At 70.0% G+C, this 16543-nt stretch carries 16 protein-coding genes, 1 tRNA gene and 1 pseudogene; 10 read left to right on the top strand and 8 right to left on the bottom strand.

Annotation, left to right across the window (positions count from 1 at the left end):
- Window positions 1–123: 123 nt before the first annotated feature.
- A complete protein-coding gene (locus JS756_RS34960) occupies window positions 124–822 on the bottom strand; it encodes a hypothetical protein (RefSeq protein ID WP_205387298.1) in 699 nt (232 codons plus the stop codon).
- 47 nt (window positions 823–869) lie between these two features.
- Here JS756_RS34960 and JS756_RS34955 point away from each other — a divergent pair, with 47 nt between their 5' ends.
- Window positions 870–1058 (top strand): DUF5703 family protein, encoded by a 189-nt coding sequence (locus tag JS756_RS34955; protein WP_205387297.1) that lies wholly within the window; start codon window positions 870–872, stop codon window positions 1056–1058.
- Window positions 1059–1128: 70 nt separating this feature from the next.
- Here JS756_RS34955 and JS756_RS34950 read toward each other — a convergent pair whose 3' ends face one another.
- From JS756_RS34950 to JS756_RS34940, 3 genes are all read right to left on the bottom strand, one after another.
- Complete coding sequence (locus JS756_RS34950; RefSeq protein ID WP_205387296.1) at window positions 1129–2013, bottom strand: chaplin; 885 nt, start codon at window positions 2011–2013, stop codon at window positions 1129–1131.
- 175 nt (window positions 2014–2188) lie between these two features.
- Window positions 2189–2422 carry a chaplin ChpH gene (chpH, locus tag JS756_RS34945; protein ID WP_205387295.1) on the bottom strand — a complete coding sequence of 78 codons (234 nt, stop codon included), beginning with the start codon at window positions 2420–2422 and terminating at the stop codon, window positions 2189–2191.
- 179 nt (window positions 2423–2601) lie between these two features.
- Entirely contained in the window at window positions 2602–3927 is a 1326-nt protein-coding gene (locus tag JS756_RS34940; protein ID WP_205387294.1) for a M20/M25/M40 family metallo-hydrolase, read from the bottom strand.
- Window positions 3928–4113: 186 nt separating this feature from the next.
- On the opposite strand from JS756_RS34940, the gene JS756_RS34935 reads away from it, so the two are divergent.
- Both JS756_RS34935 and JS756_RS34930 read left to right on the top strand, forming a co-directional pair.
- Window positions 4114–4198: transfer RNA gene (locus JS756_RS34935), tRNA-Leu, on the top strand.
- A 73-nt stretch (window positions 4199–4271) separates the two neighbouring features.
- Window positions 4272–4649 carry a YchJ family protein gene (locus JS756_RS34930; protein WP_205387293.1) on the top strand — a complete coding sequence of 126 codons (378 nt, stop codon included), beginning with the start codon at window positions 4272–4274 and terminating at the stop codon, window positions 4647–4649.
- A 77-nt stretch (window positions 4650–4726) separates the two neighbouring features.
- On the opposite strand, the gene JS756_RS34925 is transcribed toward JS756_RS34930, so the two are convergent.
- Complete coding sequence (locus JS756_RS34925) at window positions 4727–5428, bottom strand: FadR/GntR family transcriptional regulator (protein ID WP_205387292.1); 702 nt, start codon at window positions 5426–5428, stop codon at window positions 4727–4729.
- Window positions 5429–5558: 130 nt separating this feature from the next.
- On the opposite strand from JS756_RS34925, the gene JS756_RS34920 reads away from it, so the two are divergent.
- Window positions 5559–6080 (top strand): gluconokinase, encoded by a 522-nt coding sequence (locus tag JS756_RS34920; RefSeq protein ID WP_205387291.1) that lies wholly within the window; start codon window positions 5559–5561, stop codon window positions 6078–6080.
- Window positions 6081–6929: 849 nt separating this feature from the next.
- Complete coding sequence (locus JS756_RS34915) at window positions 6930–7766, top strand: DUF2637 domain-containing protein (RefSeq protein WP_205387290.1); 837 nt, start codon at window positions 6930–6932, stop codon at window positions 7764–7766.
- A 296-nt stretch (window positions 7767–8062) separates the two neighbouring features.
- Here the strand turns inward: JS756_RS34915 and JS756_RS34910 are convergent.
- The 3 genes and pseudogenes from JS756_RS34910 to JS756_RS34900 all read right to left on the bottom strand — a co-directional run.
- Window positions 8063–8320: pseudogene (locus tag JS756_RS34910) on the bottom strand (helix-turn-helix domain-containing protein); the annotation flags it as partial.
- A 124-nt stretch (window positions 8321–8444) separates the two neighbouring features.
- Window positions 8445–10250, bottom strand: coding sequence for a DUF4012 domain-containing protein (locus JS756_RS34905; protein ID WP_240204833.1), 1806 nt, complete (start codon window positions 10248–10250; stop codon window positions 8445–8447).
- 62 nt (window positions 10251–10312) lie between these two features.
- Window positions 10313–10816 (bottom strand): LPXTG cell wall anchor domain-containing protein, encoded by a 504-nt coding sequence (locus tag JS756_RS34900; protein WP_205387288.1) that lies wholly within the window; start codon window positions 10814–10816, stop codon window positions 10313–10315.
- Between the two features lie 491 nt (window positions 10817–11307).
- Between JS756_RS34900 and JS756_RS34895 the strand changes: the two genes are divergently transcribed.
- From JS756_RS34895 to JS756_RS34875, 5 genes are all read left to right on the top strand, one after another.
- A complete protein-coding gene (locus JS756_RS34895; protein WP_205387287.1) occupies window positions 11308–12780 on the top strand; it encodes a tyrosine-protein kinase domain-containing protein in 1473 nt (490 codons plus the stop codon).
- On the top strand, window positions 12777–13337 hold the full coding sequence (locus tag JS756_RS34890) for an arsenate reductase/protein-tyrosine-phosphatase family protein (RefSeq protein ID WP_205387286.1): 561 nt from the start codon (window positions 12777–12779) through the stop codon (window positions 13335–13337). Before JS756_RS34895 ends, JS756_RS34890 begins: the two co-directional genes overlap by 4 nt.
- A 725-nt stretch (window positions 13338–14062) precedes the next feature.
- On the top strand, window positions 14063–14872 hold the full coding sequence (locus tag JS756_RS34885) for an ABC transporter ATP-binding protein (RefSeq protein ID WP_205387285.1): 810 nt from the start codon (window positions 14063–14065) through the stop codon (window positions 14870–14872).
- Window positions 14869–15630 carry an ABC transporter permease gene (locus JS756_RS34880; RefSeq protein ID WP_205387284.1) on the top strand — a complete coding sequence of 254 codons (762 nt, stop codon included), beginning with the start codon at window positions 14869–14871 and terminating at the stop codon, window positions 15628–15630. The genes JS756_RS34885 and JS756_RS34880 overlap by 4 nt, the downstream gene beginning before the upstream one ends.
- A gap of 15 nt (window positions 15631–15645) precedes the next feature.
- Window positions 15646–16419, top strand: coding sequence for a MerR family transcriptional regulator (locus JS756_RS34875; protein WP_205387283.1), 774 nt, complete (start codon window positions 15646–15648; stop codon window positions 16417–16419).
- Window positions 16420–16543: the final 124 nt, after the last annotated feature.

Genomic DNA, 16543 nt, shown 5'->3' with positions numbered 1-16543 from the left:
GCACGCACTCTCGCTGCACCGGACGAAAGCCCGAGTACATCCAGTACGAGGGCTTCCGGCCGGCACACCGGGAGCACGCACCGGACGCCGCTCCTCGACGGGCGAACGTTGCCTGCCGCGGCACTAGCGGTCGGCGTCCAGCGGTTCCAGGTCGTCCTCGTCGGCCTCGGTGTCGACGTCGTCCCCGGCGTCGGGGAAGTCGTCCTCGTCAACGAGGTCGGCGTCGTCGTCGAACACCGCGCTGACGTCGAAGCGGCAGACCACCCCCTGCGGGTCGGCCTGCTCGAACGGCGCCTCCAGCCATTCCCCGGGCTCGGCCGGTTCCTCCGCGGCCACCACCCAGAGCGTGGAGTCGCCCTCCTCCAGACCGAACTCCTTGTGCCGGGAGGCGATCTCGTCCGGCTCGAACTCGCCGAACAGGACTCCCAGGGCCCCGTGCACGGTGTCGCCCACGTCCTCGCCCGTGCTGTCGCCGTCCGCCGCCTCCACCCGCCGGGCCTGTGCCAGCAGCCGCTGCGGCTCCGCCACGGTGTAGTCGCGGCGGATGAGCACGCTGAGCGCGCTGGGCTCCTCGGGACCGGTGTACGGCGGCAGCTCCTCGCCGCCGGGGATCTCGAAGGGCGTGACCTCGTCATAGCGGTCGTAGAGCAGCTCGTCGTACGCCTCGGCGGCCGAGGCCAGCTCGTTGAACGCCTCGTAGACGGCAGGGTCGTCCTCACCCGACCTGCGTTCGACCGCGGCCAGGTGGCGGTCGAGCGCGGTCTTGACCGCCTCGGCGGCGGCGCGTACCTCGGCAGCGGTGGGCTGCGCAGCATCAGACATAGTGCAGACGCTATCCGTACCGGGCCCCAGCCCGCACAATAGATGCGATGCCGGAATACGAATTTGTCGACGTCCACGTACCGCGCGGGGTGTCCCGCAAGGAGACGACTCGCCTGCTGACGGACCATGCCGAGTACGGACACTGGGAGTTGTACCGCCTGACCCTGCTGCGTGACGGCAGCCGCAAGGTGCGGTTGCGCCGGCGGATCATTCGCCAGGTGCGCGCCACGTGGTGAGGCGAGGACGGACGGAGGGAAGCGGGCCCCGCATCGGCGGGGCCCGCTTCCTGTGTCGGTTCGGGGCCGGTCAGGCCGAGGCGCGCGCCCGGCGGTAGAGGACCGCGCCCGCCAGCAGCGCCCCCGCCCCGGCCGGGAGGACGAGCCCGAGCGGCAGCTCACTGCCGGTGTGGGCCAACTGGTCCTCGCCCCGGGGCTGGATCACCGTGTGGGTGCCCGGGTGGTTGGGGTGGCCCGGACCGCCGGGCGTCTCGCCGCCGGGCGTGGACGGCGTCCCCGGAGTGGCCGGCGTGCCGGGGGTGCCGGGCGTACCCGGGTTTCCAGGAGTACCGGGGTTGTCAGGGGTGCCGGGGTTTCCGGGGGTGCCCGGGGTCCCCGGAGGCGTGGTGTGGTGCCCGCCGCCGTGGTGACCGCCGCCCTGGTGGCCGCCGCCGCAGTCGTTGCCCATCGCGCCGTTGCCGATCCCGATCGCGTCGACGCTGTTGCCGCAGAGGTTCACCGGCGCGTCGATCGGCGCCTCGACGTGGTTGCCGGAGCCGACTCCCGGCGAGTGACCGGTGTGACCGCCGGCGTGCGAGCCGCTCGCGCCCCCGCGTCCGCCGGAGCCGCCCGTGTCGCTGTACCCGCCCTCGTCGCCGTATCCGCCCGAGTTTCCGTGCCCGCCCTCGTCGCGGTGCCCGCCCGGGTTTCCGTGCCCGCCCCGCGTGTGGCTGGAGTGGGAGCACGTGTTGCCGATCGCCGGGTTGAGCACGCCGACGACGTCGACGGTGTTGCCGCAGACGTTCACCGGCACGTGCACCGGCACCTGCACCGAATTGCCGGACAGCACGCCCGGCAAGTTGGAGGCGGAGCCGCTCGCTCCCGAGTCGGCTTGGGCGTAGCCGCTGCCGGCGGCGGCGATGACGCCGGTGGCCGCCGCCACCGTCATGAGGCCTTTGCGGGTTGCCTGTCGCATTGCTGAATCCCTGCCTTCGACTGAAGCCTTCGGTTGACGCCGTGGACCGAATTCGATTCCGTCCGGACGCGAGTCCGTCGCCGAAAACCGGTCGGCCCCGGAACGCATGGAGTGCGCTCCGGGGCCGACGGCACCGACGACCCTCAGAGGTACAACCCCTGAAGGGGCGACGACGTCACTTGTTGAAGCAGGTGTTGCCGAAGGCGGGGTTCAGCAGCCCGATCGCCGAGATCGTGTTGCCGCAGACGTTCACCGGCACGTGAACGGGCACCTGGACGACGTTGCCGGAGGCGACGCCCGGGGAGTGCACGGCGGCACCCTGGGCACCGGCATCGGCGACGGCGAGACCCGCGCCCGCGAGAACCAGACCGCCGGTGGCAGCCGCAGCAGCGACGACCTTCTTGATCATTATTCCTCCTTGTTGGCACAAGCGATCCCAGCGTTGCGGATCGCATCAGGCGTAACGAGGAGGGAGTAATGGGGCTACGAGCGTATCGTCGCATTCACCCTTCTCAGTCACCTTCGCGCAGGCGGCCGATTAGCGAACTCCTGCGTCCGGGCGAACGTCCTCCGGGTGCCGGCAGCACCTCACGACGCGTCGATGAAACGGTCGAGCACCCGCACCCCGAACTTCAGCCCGTCCACCGGCACCCGCTCGTCGACGCCGTGGAACATGCCCGCGAAATCGAGTTCCGGCGGCAGCTTCAGCGGGGCGAAGCCGAAGCCGCGGATGCCCAGGTCGTCGAAGGACTTGGCGTCGGTGCCGCCGGAGAGCATGTACGGGATCGCCTTGGCGGCCGGGTCCTCGGCGACCAGGGCAGCCTGCATGGCCTCGACCAGCGCCCCGTCGAAGGTGGTCTCGACGGCCTTGTCGGCATGGACGTCCTCGCGGCGCACGTTCGGGCCCAGGATCCGGTCCAGGTCGGCGAGGAACTCCTCCTCGTGCCCGGGCAGGAACCGGCCGTCCACGTGTGCGGTGGCCTCGCCCGGGATGACGTTGACCTTGTACCCGGCGCCCAGTTGGGTGGGGTTGGCGGTGTTGCTCAGCGTGGCGCCGATCAGTTTGGCGATGCCGCCGAGCCGGGCGAGCGTCGACTCCATGTCCTCCGGGTCGAGCTCGGTGCCGAGTGCGTCGCCGAGTTCGTCGAGGAAGGCGCGGGTGGTCTTGGTGACCCGCACCGGGAACCGGTGCCGGCCCAGCCGCGCCACGGCCTCCGACAGCTCGGTGATGGCGTTGTCGCGGTGGATCATCGAGCCGTGCCCGGCGGTGCCGGCCACGGTCAGCTTCATCCAGTGCATGCCCTTCTCCGCCGTCTGGATCAGGTAGAGGCGCCGCTGCTCGCTGACGGTGAAGGAGAAGCCGCCGACCTCGCTGATCGCCTCGGTGACGCCCTCGAAGAGGTCCGGGTGGCGGTCGACCAGGTAGCGGGCGCCGTAGGTCCCGCCCGCCTCCTCGTCGGCGAGGAAGGCCAGCACGATGTCGCGCGGCGGTCGGCGCCCGCTGCGCAACCGGTCCCGGACGACCGCGAGGGTCATCGCGTCCATGTCCTTCATGTCGACGGCGCCGCGGCCCCACACGCAGCCGTCGGCGACCTCTCCGGAGAAGGGGTCGTGGGTCCAGTCGGCCGCGTTGGCGGGCACGACGTCGAGGTGGCCGTGGATGAGCAGCGCGGGCCGGGACGGGTCCTCGCCCTCGATGCGGGCCACGGTGGAGGCGCGGCCGGGGTGCGACTCGTAGATCTTCGGATCGAGCCCCACCTCGGCGAGCTTCTCCGCGACGTACTCGGCGGCCGTGCGCTCGCCGGGGCCCGAGTGGTCGCCGTAGTTGCTGGTGTCGAACCGGATCAGGTCGCGGCAGAGGTCGACGACCTCGTCCTCACCGGTGACGCCCCTGGCCGTGTCCGTGTCGCTCACGCTGCTTCCTCCCGGTGTCAGCCGTCGGTCCCCCTCATCCTCCCTCTGCCCGGCGCCCGGGCCCAAGACCGGACGCGGGTCCGTCACGCTCCGTTCCCGTGCGGACCGGGCGTGATCGACCACCCCGGAAAGCCTGGTAGTGTTTACTTCGTCGCCGCGGGGGAAACCCCGCACGACAGACACCTTGTCCGGGTGGCGGAATGGCAGACGCGCTAGCTTGAGGTGCTAGTGCCCTTTATCGGGCGTGGGGGTTCAAGTCCCCCCTCGGACACAGATGAAGGCCCCTGCTCAGCAGGGGCCTTCCGCGTGTCTGCCCGCCTTTGCGACCAGGCACAATGACGGGCATGACGACGCGTTCCTGCCCCTGCGGCCGCCCCGAGGGTTACGAGGACTGCTGCGGCAGGTACCACTCCGGGGCCGCCGCCGCGCCGACCGCCGAGGCGCTGATGCGATCGCGCTACAGCGCGTTCGCGCGGGGGGACGTCGCCCATCTGCTGCGCACCTGGCATCCGAGGACCCGGCCCGCGCGGCTCGACCTGGATCCGCGGATGCGGTGGAACGGCCTGGAGATCCTCGGCACCGAGGCCGGGACGGCCTTCCACACCAGCGGGACGGTGACCTTCCGGGCGTCGTACCGCGGCGGTTCCCTGCTGGAGCGCAGCCGTTTCGAGCGGGTCGACGGGGCGTGGGTGTACGTGGACGGGAGCTTCCCGGAGGAGTGAGCCGCCCCGAGGGCCGTACCACGCGGCGGGCCGGGGCGTGCTGCCGGCCGGGCTCCCTGCGGCGCCGGGCGGGAGGCCTACGGCGCCAGGATGTCGAGCTCCTGGAGCGCTCCCGCGGTGATCTCCCGGGTCAGCCGCTCCGCGCCGTCGGGGTCGCCCGCGCGGATCGCCTCGGCCAGCCGGACGTGCAGGGTGACGGCGGCCGGGTCGGGGTCCTCGAACATGACCTCGTGGTACGTGCGGCCGGTGAGGACCTCGGCGACGACGTCGCCGAGGCGGGCGAACATCTCGTTGCCGGAGGCATTGAGGATCACCCGGTGGAAGGCCACGTCGTGGACGAGGTACTGCTCCAGCCGGTGGCCGCGCGAGTTGGCGACCATGCCGAGTGCGCACTCGGTGAGCTCGGCGCACTGTTCCGCGGTGGCGTGCTCCGCGGCGAGGCCGGCGGCGACCGGCTCGACGGCCGAGCGCAGCACGGTCAGCGAGCGCAACTGGCGGGGGCGGTCGGCGCCGGCCAGCCGCCAGCGGATGACCTGCGGGTCGTAGACGTTCCACTCGGACCTGGGGCGCACGGTGACGCCGACACGACGGCGGGACTCGACCAGACGCATGGACTCCAGTACCCGCACCGCCTCACGCATCACCGAGCGTGACACGTCGAAGTGCTGAGCGAGCTCGTCCGTACGCAGCACGCGACCCGGCGGGTACTCGCCCGCGGTGATCGCAGGGCCGAGGGTGTCGAGTACGTGGCCGTGCAACCCTCGGCCCGGAGTGGTCATCCACACAGCGTACGGGGCGGATCACGGAATCAAGAAGTCAGACTTATATGCCGCAGCCTCTTGAGTTCGTCGTACCCCATGGGTTTCAGTAGCCCGGCATCAACAGGTCGACGACTACAGCGAGGAAGCGATGAACACCCGCCACGTCGTCGTGGTCATGGGCGTGGCAGGCACCGGCAAGACGACCGTCGGCCCCCTGCTCGCCGCCCGACTGGGCGTTCCGTACGCCGAGGGCGACGACTTCCACCCCGCCGCGAACGTCGCCAGGATGTCCGCCGGGGTTGCGCTCACCGACGAGGACAGGTGGCCGTGGCTGGACGCCATCGGTGCCTGGGCAGCGGGCCGGGCGGGGCTGGGCGGGGTGGTCAGTTGCTCGGCACTGAAGCGGTCGTACCGCGACCGGCTGCGGACTGCCGTTCCCGGGCTGGTGTTCGTTCACCTGACCGGCGACCGGGCACTGATCGCCGACCGCATGGAGCATCGCCGGGGCCACTTCATGCCCTCGGCGCTGCTCGACTCGCAGTTCGCCGCGCTCCAGCCGCTCCGGGCGGATGAGGCGGGCGTCGACGTCGACGTCGAGGCCGGTCCGGAGCAGATCGCCGAGCGGGCCGCGGCCGCTCTGGCCGCACTGCCCGAGGCGACGCCCCGGTAGTGGCTCCCACGGGGCCGGACCCGGCCGGGGTGGCGTTCGCGCCGCCGACCTGTTCCATCAGGGCTTCGGCCGGCGCGGCGCCAGTTTGTGACGGATCACGTACTCAGCTTGCTGTTGAGCAACTCCCGAGCGTGCCAGCCGGCCGTACAGCCACACCGGGAAGCTCCGAGATACCCGACAGCATCAAGCTGAAGATGAAGATGAAGATGAAGATGAAGGAGGATACGACTTCACGTCACCGCAAGATGCGGAGAGACGTCACCACGAGCGATCCGGCCGACCAGCCCTGAACAGCAGAAATGCCGCTACACACCGGTCACGCACAAAGCCGGACGCCCCAGCGGCATGCACGACCGAACCTCACAGGTTACGGACGCCCGGATGAATCACTGCACCCGTTCGACGGAACTTCAAAAGATAATCGACCCGGATCTACGCATGGAACCTGGCGCAGATGACTCACTCTGATGATTAACGTTCTCGTCGATTATTCACCAAATTAGGCTCACTCGATTGCCACGCATCTGGAGCAGGCCGACCGCGTTAGCGGAATATGACCAAAGCAAGGCCCCTTGGCTCACGACTCTCCGGAGCATCGACGGAGGATCTGGTTGCAGCCCGGGTTGTGACAGTGGGGCGATACACCCTCACACCTGCCTCAGAGTACTCAGCGACCGAGGCCGTCGGCGCATTGCACCGAGACGGTGCGCCGGTAGAACTCCGGATCACCGGATCACTGCTCAGTGAATTCCTGACGACGCTGGACGCGGCTCAGGAGGAACTGAACCGACGGTGGAACGACCAGGAGCGCTCCGGTCGCTGCACGACCACGTGAGGGGGCGAGTCCCAGTGAACGACGAGTATCCGGATCTGTCCTTCGCCCGGCATGAGGGGTATCCCGATGAGCGTCCCACCGGTGTGACCACCGGCCGGTACCGGAGTCCTGCCGGCGGCTGGCACTCGGCGGCGCCCTTGGACGACGGCTGGGACCCGGTGGAGGAACTCACCTTCCTCCTGCAGGATCCCGCGGCAGCGGAGCAGGCGGGCGCCGTGCCGCCACCGCGTAGCCAGCCATCGCCCGACACCGACTTCACCAGTGACTCGATGGACAACCTGGCAAGGCTCACTGGCGAGTTGCCGCCCTTGCGGACCCGTTCTGTCGGACATCGGAAAGTGCGGGTCCGGAAACGCCGCTTCTCGTGGTTGCAGACGGTCAGCTTCATGATCGCCGCATTCACCGCCGCCATTGTGGCGATGGTGAGCGTCTTCGGCGGCATGATCGCCTACGCCCCTTTGCAGCGCATCGCGTCCGGTACGCAGGCCGGCATGCTGCCCTGGTGGCCTCTTCTCGTCTACGGGCCCTGGACTGTCGCCTCGCTCTCCATCCTGCGGACCGCTCTGCACCGACGACGAGCTGTGCACTCCTGGTTCGTCGTCCTGCTGTTCTCCTCCCTCGCCGTGACGCTCTGCGTGGTCGACGCCGAACGGACCTTCACCGGTGTCGCTGCGGCCGCCTTGCCGGCACTTGCATGCCTGGCATGCTTCCAGCAACTGGTCCGCCAAATCACGCTGACTCGGCCACCGCGCCAGGGCATCTCCCGTCACCGGCAGCGCACCGCCTCCAGGCGTCCGGAGTCTCCTGCGGCCAGGAGCGAGCCGGCCACTTCGAAATCGCGTCGTGTCTGATGCGGCTCGGCCGCTCGCGCCCGCTTCCGCACCACCGTCTTCGCCCACTCGGTCTCCCGCAGCCGGCCACCGAGGGCTCGGACACCGGCCGCTCCGACGACGGCGACCCGCCTCGCCGGACCCCGCGAGACCCGACTGCGCAGCGTCCCGGGACGGATGCCCGGATCCTCGGCCACCTACTGACGTCGTCGCCGTGATGTCGTCAAGGTGAGGCCGGTTTCGGTGAGGCAACCGTTGATGAGTTGCCGCGGTACTGGATCTGGCGGAGACCGCGTCGGAGCGTGATGACGAGGTGGTCGGGATCTGTGAAGGCGGTGTTGCGGCCAGGTCTCCTTCGCCCAGGCCGTCACGGCCCCTGCGCGCTGGACCGCTCGGCGGGCCGGGGCCTGGGGGGAGAAGCCGTGCCGGTGCAGCATCCGTGCGTTCGCCGACAGCGTCATGCTCTTGTGGAACCGGCGCCCGATCAGCGTCTTGATCCGCGCCGGCGTCCATGTCCGGTCCGGCCAGCCGTGGGCGACCGGCCCCTTGGCGAGTTCCTGCTCGAGCACGGCGAACGCCATCCACACCACCCCCTCACGGAACTCGGCGCCGTAGATGCGCTTCCTGGATGCCAGGATCCCCGACTGTCCCCCGGTCGCGGTCTCCGCGGGAGGAGGGGAGGTGCACCTGCCGCCTTGCTCACGTTCCGCAGACGGTCCCTGTTCTCACCGTTGCCCGCAGCGGCGTGGCCAGGGGCTGTCGCAGAACTGCGGGGGCGCCGTTCACGTGCGGTTCCCGCAGGTGCAGGACGATGGTGCGGCGGGAGCGAGCCGGCAGTTCCAGGTCCAGTGTGAACACCGAGTGCCCGCGTTCGACGCCGAGCGCGAGTTGTGCTGGGTGCCCGTCCACTGTGGCGCCGGCCAGTGTGGCCCCGGCCCCGGCGTAGTACGACACCAGGAGCCGGTTGTCGCCCGGGTGGGTGGGGTAGGGCGGGGAGTCCGCCCGCACGGTGACGTATCCGGGCAGGCCGGACGTGGGGGCCCGGTTGGTCAGGGTCGCGGTCACCGTGACCGCCCGCCCGCCCGGGGAACATTCGCCCGCCTCCCAGACCAGACTGCGGTCCAGGTAGTAGTCCAGCTTGGAGCCCGCCGCGTTGTTCACCACCAGTCCCGCGAAGGGCCCGGCGGTGCTGGGGACCGTGCCCGAGTAGGGGCGCGTCCTGAGGAGGTGTTGTTCGTCCGCGTGCGCGCTCCACACCTGCAGCCGTCCGTCCTTCAGGACGTCGGCCACGGCGAGGAGCAGCGCGGGCAGCCGGTGCGTGTCGTCGGCCGCCGTGATCAGGGTGCCGGCGGCGGCTCGGGCCGCGTCCGCGAAGAACTCCTTGCGCCGGGCGACGTCGCGGTAGCGCGCGTAGCTGACCCGCTCGGTGAGGTCCACGACGTTGTCGGCCGTGAGGACCGTGCCGTCGGACATGCGCGCCGGCCCGGTGACCCGCAGGAAGCGGCTCAGCGTGACGGCGTCGGCGGCGATCACTCCGTCCACGTCTTGACCGGTGTGCTTGCGCCATGCGGCGGCCCAGATGGCGGCCGCGTAGGGGAAGTGCGGGCTCATGTTGGAGTTGGCCCATACATGGGTGGGATCACTGCCCACGTAGCGGGCGTTGAAGTCGCCTCCGAGGGCGACGTCCGGCTTCACTGCGGACATCTCGATGTTGTTGCCGAACCGCTCGAACGACAGACGGCCCCGGTCTGCCCGCAGTACGGCGAACGCCCCAGGCAGGCCCCCGGTACCGCGTGCCTCCGCGAAGTTCTGGAACGCCACGAAGTAGTGCCGTTCCCCTCGCGTGCCGAGCATGGACGGCAGGACGCGGGCCGCCACGGAGGCGTCGGTCATCATCGGGGCGAGGCGGTCGATCCGGTGCGCGAGTGCGGCACGGGCGTGGTCGACCGGCGGCAGCCAGGTGGACCGGGGCAGCCTGTGCACGTCGGCCTGTGCAGCGGTCGCGACGCGTGCGGCCCGGACCACCAGCGGTGCCTGTCTCCGCAAGGAGGCGAGGGCTTCGGACAGCCCGTCTCCCCGACCGCTTGCCGCGGACGGCGACAGGGCGCGCGTCAGCGGAAGCAGCACGTCCCCGGTCAAGCGGTCCGCGGCGTGTGCCGCGCCGCGCACGGTCCTGAGCGGGTCCCCGAGAAAGGGCAGATGGGCGGCGGTGTACCAGGCCGGACCGGTGGTGAGGCGGTGCGCCCGCGAGGCGTGTGCGGCGGCGGAACGCACGGCCCGTTCTCGTTCCCCAGCCGAGCCGTGCGCCGGTGCGGCCGCCACCGACTGCCGCAGCGAGTCGATGTCCCGCTGGGCCGACAGCAGGTCCGAGCGGGCCTGCAGCCCGGTGACCAGGACCCAGACGGCGCCGGTGAGCACGAGTGCCCCGGCGGCCCGCAGGGCGTATCCCAGAGCGCGACGACGACGGCCCGCCGTCCTGTTGTCGCGACGACCGGTTCCGGGCAAGCGGACGGCGTCCCGGCCAGGGCCGGGACGCCGTGATGTCACCGTGCGGATGTCCCGATCCGTCATGAACGGCGACGGCGGCGCACGACCAGGAGCACGCCACCGCTGAGCAGGGCCGCCGCGGTGCCGCCGAAGGCCAGGGCCTCGTCGTTGCCGGTCGCCGCGAGGCTCCTGCCCTCACCGTCCCGGTGAGGGGTCTCGTGCTCGTCGTTCACCGGGACGACGGCTGCGGCGCCCCTCGCGGGCCCGTGTTCCGGCCTACCGTGGTGCCCTGGCCCGTCCGGGTGGTGGTGTGGTGGCCGGTGTGGCGGCTTCGGGGTCGGTGAGGGTGTTTCGTCGACCCCGCCCTGCACATAGATGCTGACGCCGACACTGGGGTCGGGGTGGTCCGCGGTGAGCCGGAAGACGTGCCAGCCGGTGACGGTGCTCGTCGGGATGACCACGGTTCCGGCCACCGATCCGTTCTGCGCGGCCGTGAAGTGGCCCAGCACGACGGGCCTCGACTCCAGCAGTGCGGTGACGAACGCTCCGGGGGCGAAGACGCCCGGGATGGTACTGAAGGCCAACGAATCACCGGCCGTGACCGTGGTGTCCGCGACGGTCAGCGGCGGGGCCGGCGGGTACGGGGCCGCGGCTGCGGCCGGTGCTCCGACCAGCGGTGCGGCGATCAGTGCGGCTGCCGATACTGCCGATGCCAGCGCAACTCGCCATCTGCGCGACGCTGTCACTTCATCACTCTCCTCGGCTTCTGTTCGGGCCCGGCTGCGATTGGGCGTTCACATCCAGGTATCTAGACCTGGATACCTGGACCCGGTGGCACATTTCTGCATCTGTTGGTGCGATCAGCGCAGAAGTCACTGGATAGTGTGATTCTCGCCCTCTCTTGGCCCATGACCGCATCCGGTGCGGGGCGGCATGTGCGACAGAGGCCGTCGTCCGGCCGACACGGGGAGCGGCTCCCCCGATTTCCGCACGCGAGTCCTTATCTTCAGTCTGTGCAATGGGAGTAGAACGCCTGGTTTTGGGCGCTTTCCCCCAGTCCTATGAGGGGTGCAGCTTGGATCTCCGCGGATTCTTGAAGGCTCTTGCCAGACGCTGGCCGACCGTCGTGGTCTGTCTGGTTCTCACGGTCGGGGCGGCGCTCGCCGTGACGAGCCTGAGCGCCCCCGTCTACGAGGCGAGAACGCAGATCTTCGTCGCCACGCGAGCGGGAGACGACACCGCCCAGCTGAACCAGGGGCAGAGCTTCTCTCAGGCACGGGTGCAGTCCTACGCCGAGATCGTCACGACCCGTCAGGTCACCACGCCGGTGGTGAGACAGCTGGGGCTGCACACCACCCCCGAGGAGCTGGCGTCCCGGATCACTGCCGTAGCCCCCCTCAACACGGTGCTCATCAACATCACCGTCCGGGACACCGTTCCCCGGCGTGCGGCGCGCATCGCCAACGCCGTGGCGCAACGGTTCGGCTCGGTGATCGAGCAGTTGGAGACGCCCAAGCAGCAGGCCGGCACGGCCCAGTCCGGCAACAGAGGTCCGAAGGACGAGGCCGCGCCCGCCTCTCCGGTCTCCCTCGGGATCACCCAGGACGCCATCACGCCCACCGATCCGGTCTCGCCGCATCCGCTGCTGAACCTGGCCGCGGGTGTGCTCGGCGGTCTGCTGCTCGGCGCGGGACTCGTGGCCCTGCGCGAGACCCTGGACACCACGTTCAAGACGGGCGAGGCACTCGGCGAGTTCACCGCGCTGCCCAATCTCGGCGCCATCCCCTACGACAAGGACACCCCCAAGCAGCCGCTGGTCAGTGCCGACGGGCACTCCAAGCGCGCCGAGGCGTTCCGCAAGCTTCGCACCAACCTGCAGTTCTCGCGGGTCGACGACCCACCGAAGATCATCGCGGTGACCAGTTCAATGCCCGGTGAGGGCAAGACCAACACCGCGGTCAACCTCGCCCTGTCACTCGCGGAGGCCGGTATCTCCACCTGTCTGGTGGACGGCGACCTGCGCCGCCCGTGCGTGGCACCCGCTTTCGGGCTCCTCCAGGACGCCGGTCTGACCTCGGTGCTCATCGGACAGGCCGGTATCGAGGACGTGATGCAGCAGGTCGCCGGTGGTCTCTCGGTCCTGACCAGCGGTGCCGTACCACCGAACCCGACGGAGTTGCTCGCCTCGGCCCGCATGGAGAAGGTGCTGCGGGAGCTGGCGGACACCTATGAGACGGTGATCATCGACACCGCGCCGCTGCTGCCGGTCGCCGACACCGTCGGGCTCGCCTCGCTCGCCGAGGGCGCGCTCCTCGTCGTCCGCGCCGGGAAGACGAACCGGGACCAGGTGCGCACCGCCGGGGAATCGCTCCAGCGCGTGGGCGTCCGCATCCTCGGCACCGTCTTCAGCATGGCTCGCGTTCCCAAGACCGGCCACTACGGCAGCTACGGCTACGGGCGCCACGGCGAGCTGCCGCTGCCCCGGGCGGCGGCCCCCGGGAAGGAGGCGGCCACGCCGGCAACGACGCCTGTGGTGGGTGAGGGATGATCCGGATCCTGTTCGTCTGCACGGGCAACGTGCACCGCTCCGTGCTGGCCGAACGGCTGATGGCCGCGAGACTTCCGCCCAGTTCGCGTCTGGTGCCGGAAAGTGCCGGCACTCAGGCGTGGCACCGATCCGGCATGGACCACTCCACCAGGGCGGTGCTGGAGGAACTGGGCGGGGACGGCTCCGGCTTCGTCTCCCGCCCCCTCACGCCGCAGCTCGTCGCGGGCGCCGGGTTGGTCCTGGGACTCGCGCGCGAGCACCGGGAGGCGGCCGTGCGGCTCGCGCCGCGGGCGATGCGGCGCTGCTTCACCCTCATGGAGTTCCTGCGGCTCGCCGCCGGGGCGGGAGAGCTTCACAGACCGACGGGCGGATTCGGCGCCCTGGTGACGTCGGCGGCTGCCCTCCGGGGGGTCGTCCCGCCGGTTCCACCGGCTGAGGACGACATCGCCGACCCCTGGGGCAGGCCGCGGCAGGATCTCCACCACCGCGCCCTGCAGATCGACGGGGCCGTGAGCGGGCTGGCGCGGCTGTGGCAGGACAGCGGTGCGATCGCCTGACGCCGCTGCTGCCCCCGGCGGGTCGTTGTGTCAACCGGGTGAGTGACCTGACGGAACAGTCCGCTGGTGCCGTCCTCATGTGAAGTCCGCAGCTCGACCCCGCCACGGACCCGCTCGGGCACACCGTCGACCACCGTGGCCACTCGCGCCGCCGACGAGCGGGGGCGGCGCGGCTGCACCGGCTGGGCAGCGAAGGGCCCGGTGACCGACGCGAAATGCGAAGCCGCGCCTGTGATCACCATGCCGGCTGGTGCCGTGCGGTGGTTCTGTTCCGTGGCGTCGGCGTGCTTCGCATCAGCTCGGCTTCGGCCTTCGGCAGCGCCTGGCGACGGCTGCGTCGGCATCCCCGCCCGCGCCGTCCGTGCCCGGCGGAGGCGGCGCGGCCGGCACCTCCTCCCCCGTCTCCCGTGTGATCCGCAACCGGGACGGCCGGCCCTGGGTCCGCGTTCGTCCCGGCCGAAGCAGGCGGGTTCGTCGATTTCTGGCCGGTGAGTCGCAGGAACCGACGCGTGAGTGGTTCACCGACAGCTATGAGTATGGCGGGTTCGCGGCCGAACGAACTCGGGGCGAGCGGCCCGTCATCGCTGCGGTGTGTCTGGCCGGTCGGCGATCTGAGTGCCGTGGCCGGAACGGGCTTGACCTTGACGCTGGGTCAACCCTCCATCCTTCCGGGAGGAGCTTCCGCGCAGTCGCCCGGAACAGCTCCGCCAAGGAGGCAGATGACCATGACAGCCCAATCGATCGCCGGTCCGGCGATTCGCGTGCAAGATCTCAAGAAGTCGTACGGGAAGCTCGAAGTGCTGCGCGGTGTGGACTTCGACGTGGTGCCGGGCAGCATCTTCGCCCTGCTCGGTTCCAACGGGGCGGGCAAGACCACGACCGTGAGGATCCTCGCCACGCTCCTGAAGGCCGACGCGGGGGCGGCGAGCGTCAATGGCTTCGACGTCGCCACGCAAGCGGCGAACGTGCGGGAGTCCATCAGTCTCACCGGGCAGTTCGCGGCCGTCGACGAGATCCTCAGCGGTCGGGAGAACCTCGCCCTGGTCGCCAGGCTGCGCCACCTCAAGGACCCTGGCGCGACTGCGGATGACCTGCTGAGGCGTTTCTCGCTGAGCGAGGCGGGCGCGCGGCGAGTGTCCACGTATTCGGGTGGGATGCGCCGTCGGCTGGACATTGCAATGAGCCTCATCGGGAATTCGCCGGTGATCTTCCTGGACGAGCCGACGGCCGGACTCGACCCCGAGGCGCGCATCGAGGTGTGGGATGCGGTCAAGGAGCTCGCCGGCCACGGAACGACGGTGCTGCTCACCACGCAGTACCTGGAGGAGGCCGAGCAGCTGGCCGACCGGATCGCGATTCTCCACCAGGGCCGGATCATCGTGAACGGCACCCTCGCCGAGCTCAAGCAGCTCTTCCCGCCCGCCACGGTCGAGTACGTCGAGAAGCAACCGACTCTCGAGGAGATCTTCCTCGCCGTCATCGGCGGCAGCGACAAGAGCGAAGCCACCGGCACGACAACTGGGGGACGAGGATGACCACGTACTTCTTCAACGACACAGCCGCGCTCACGGTGCGGACCCTGCGCCACGTCACACGCAGCATGGACACCATCATCACGACCGCCATCACGCCGGTCGCCATGATGCTGATGTTCGTCTACGTGTTCGGCGGCGCCATCGATACCGGGTCGGTTCCGTACGTGAACTACATGCTGCCCGGCATCCTGCTCATGACCATCGCCTCAGGCATCTCCTACACCGCGTACCGGCTGTTCACCGATGTGAAGAGCGGCATCTTCGAACGATTCCAGTCCATGCCGATCGCCCGGTCGGGTGTGCTGTGGGCCCACGTCGTCACCTCTTTGGTCGCCAACCTGATCGCGCTCGTGCTCGTCGTGGGCGTCGCTGTGCTCATGGGCTTCCGCTCAGGGGCAGGCGTGTCGGCATGGCTCGCGGTCACCGGCATCCTGCTCCTGTTCACCCTGGCGCTGACCTGGCTCGCCGTGATCCCCGGGCTTTCTGCGTCGTCGGTCGAGGGCGCTGGCGCCTTCGCCTACCCCCTCATCTTCCTGCCGTTCGTCAGTTCGGCGTTCGTGCCCACAAAGACGATGCCTGGCCCGGTGCGCTGGTTCGCCGAGAACCAGCCGGTGACGTCGATCGTCAACACGATCCGCAGCCTGTTCGCCCAGCGGCCGGTCGGCGACGACATCTGGACCGCCCTCGCCTGGTGCGTCGGCATCCTCGTCGTCGCGTACGTCTTCGCGATGGCCGCCTATCGCCGGAAGATCGCCTGAGGCAGTCTGAGACTCATGCTCACCATCAGCCAGCTTGCGTCGTACGCCGGGGTGACGGTGCGGGCGGTACGCCACTACCACAAGGTCGGGCTGCTGCCCGAGCCCGAGCGCGACCGGTCCGGGTACCGGACCTACGACGCCGCCGCGGTCGTGCGACTGATCCGGATCCGCACCCTGGCTGATGCAGGCGTGCCGCTGGCCCGGGTGCAGGAACTCCTCGACGCCAGCGCGGAGGAGTTCGCCGGTGGTGTCCAGGAGATCGACAAGGATCTGCGCGCCGAGATCCGGCGGCTGCAGGACACCCGCAGCCGGCTCGCCCGGCTCGCCGCCGGAGAGCACCTGGCGCTCCCGCAAAGCGTCGTGGGCTACCTCGACCGGCTGCGCGGTCTCGGCGTCGGGGAGCGGTATATCGAGCTGGAGCGGGATGCCTGGATCATGATCGCCGCGCAGGTGCCGGACCTGATCGACTCCGTGATCGCCAAGAAACACGAGGAGCTGGACGACCCCGACATGGTGAGGCTCTACAGCTTCTTCACCGGGGAGCCCGACTGGGTGGCCGGCGATCCACGGATCGTCGAGGTCGCCGACATCCTGGAGCGCCTAATGATTCGCGCCGTGGAGGCCGGCGAGGTGGGGGCCGACGGCTTCGACGATCAGTTCGTCGCCCTGATGGACTCAACCATGCTTGAGTCCGCACCGGGCGCCGAACTGGTGCTGGCCATTCTGAAGGAGCGTGGCTGGAGTGGCTGGACCCGCATCGAGCGAGTGCCTGCTGACAGGCTCAACTGAACCGCCCCGGGTTCGGTAGAGATCTCAGATTGTGGTGATGACCTGGGGTTTCTTGAGTTCGGTGTAGTAGTTGGCTTCGTATTCGACGGGCGGGATGTGCCCTATCTCACCGTGGAGTCGGCGG

Origin of the sequence: Streptomyces actuosus, from assembly GCF_016921115.1 — a bacterium.
In the GTDB taxonomy this organism is placed as follows: Bacteria; Actinomycetota; Actinomycetes; order Streptomycetales; family Streptomycetaceae; genus Streptomyces; species Streptomyces actuosus_A.
This window is presented reverse-complemented; position numbering and strand designations above follow the sequence as displayed.

Excerpts from the sequence above, each read along its gene's own strand:
- JS756_RS34960 (WP_205387298.1), bottom strand. The coding sequence starts at position 822 with ATGTCTGATGCTGCGCAGCCCACCGCTGCCGAGGTACGCGCCGCCGCC.
- JS756_RS34955 (WP_205387297.1), top strand. The coding sequence starts at position 870 with ATGCCGGAATACGAATTTGTCGACGTCCACGTACCGCGCGGGGTGTCC.
- JS756_RS34950 (WP_205387296.1), bottom strand. The coding sequence starts at position 2,013 with ATGCGACAGGCAACCCGCAAAGGCCTCATGACGGTGGCGGCGGCCACC.
- chpH (WP_205387295.1), bottom strand. The coding sequence starts at position 2,422 with ATGATCAAGAAGGTCGTCGCTGCTGCGGCTGCCACCGGCGGTCTGGTT.
- JS756_RS34930 (WP_205387293.1), top strand. The coding sequence starts at position 4,272 with ATGACGACGCGTTCCTGCCCCTGCGGCCGCCCCGAGGGTTACGAGGAC.
- JS756_RS34925 (WP_205387292.1), bottom strand. The coding sequence starts at position 5,428 with ATGACCACTCCGGGCCGAGGGTTGCACGGCCACGTACTCGACACCCTC.
- JS756_RS34920 (WP_205387291.1), top strand. The coding sequence starts at position 5,559 with ATGAACACCCGCCACGTCGTCGTGGTCATGGGCGTGGCAGGCACCGGC.
- JS756_RS34890 (WP_205387286.1), top strand. The coding sequence starts at position 12,777 with ATGATCCGGATCCTGTTCGTCTGCACGGGCAACGTGCACCGCTCCGTG.
- JS756_RS34885 (WP_205387285.1), top strand. The coding sequence starts at position 14,063 with ATGACAGCCCAATCGATCGCCGGTCCGGCGATTCGCGTGCAAGATCTC.
- JS756_RS34880 (WP_205387284.1), top strand. The coding sequence starts at position 14,869 with ATGACCACGTACTTCTTCAACGACACAGCCGCGCTCACGGTGCGGACC.
- JS756_RS34875 (WP_205387283.1), top strand. The coding sequence starts at position 15,646 with ATGCTCACCATCAGCCAGCTTGCGTCGTACGCCGGGGTGACGGTGCGG.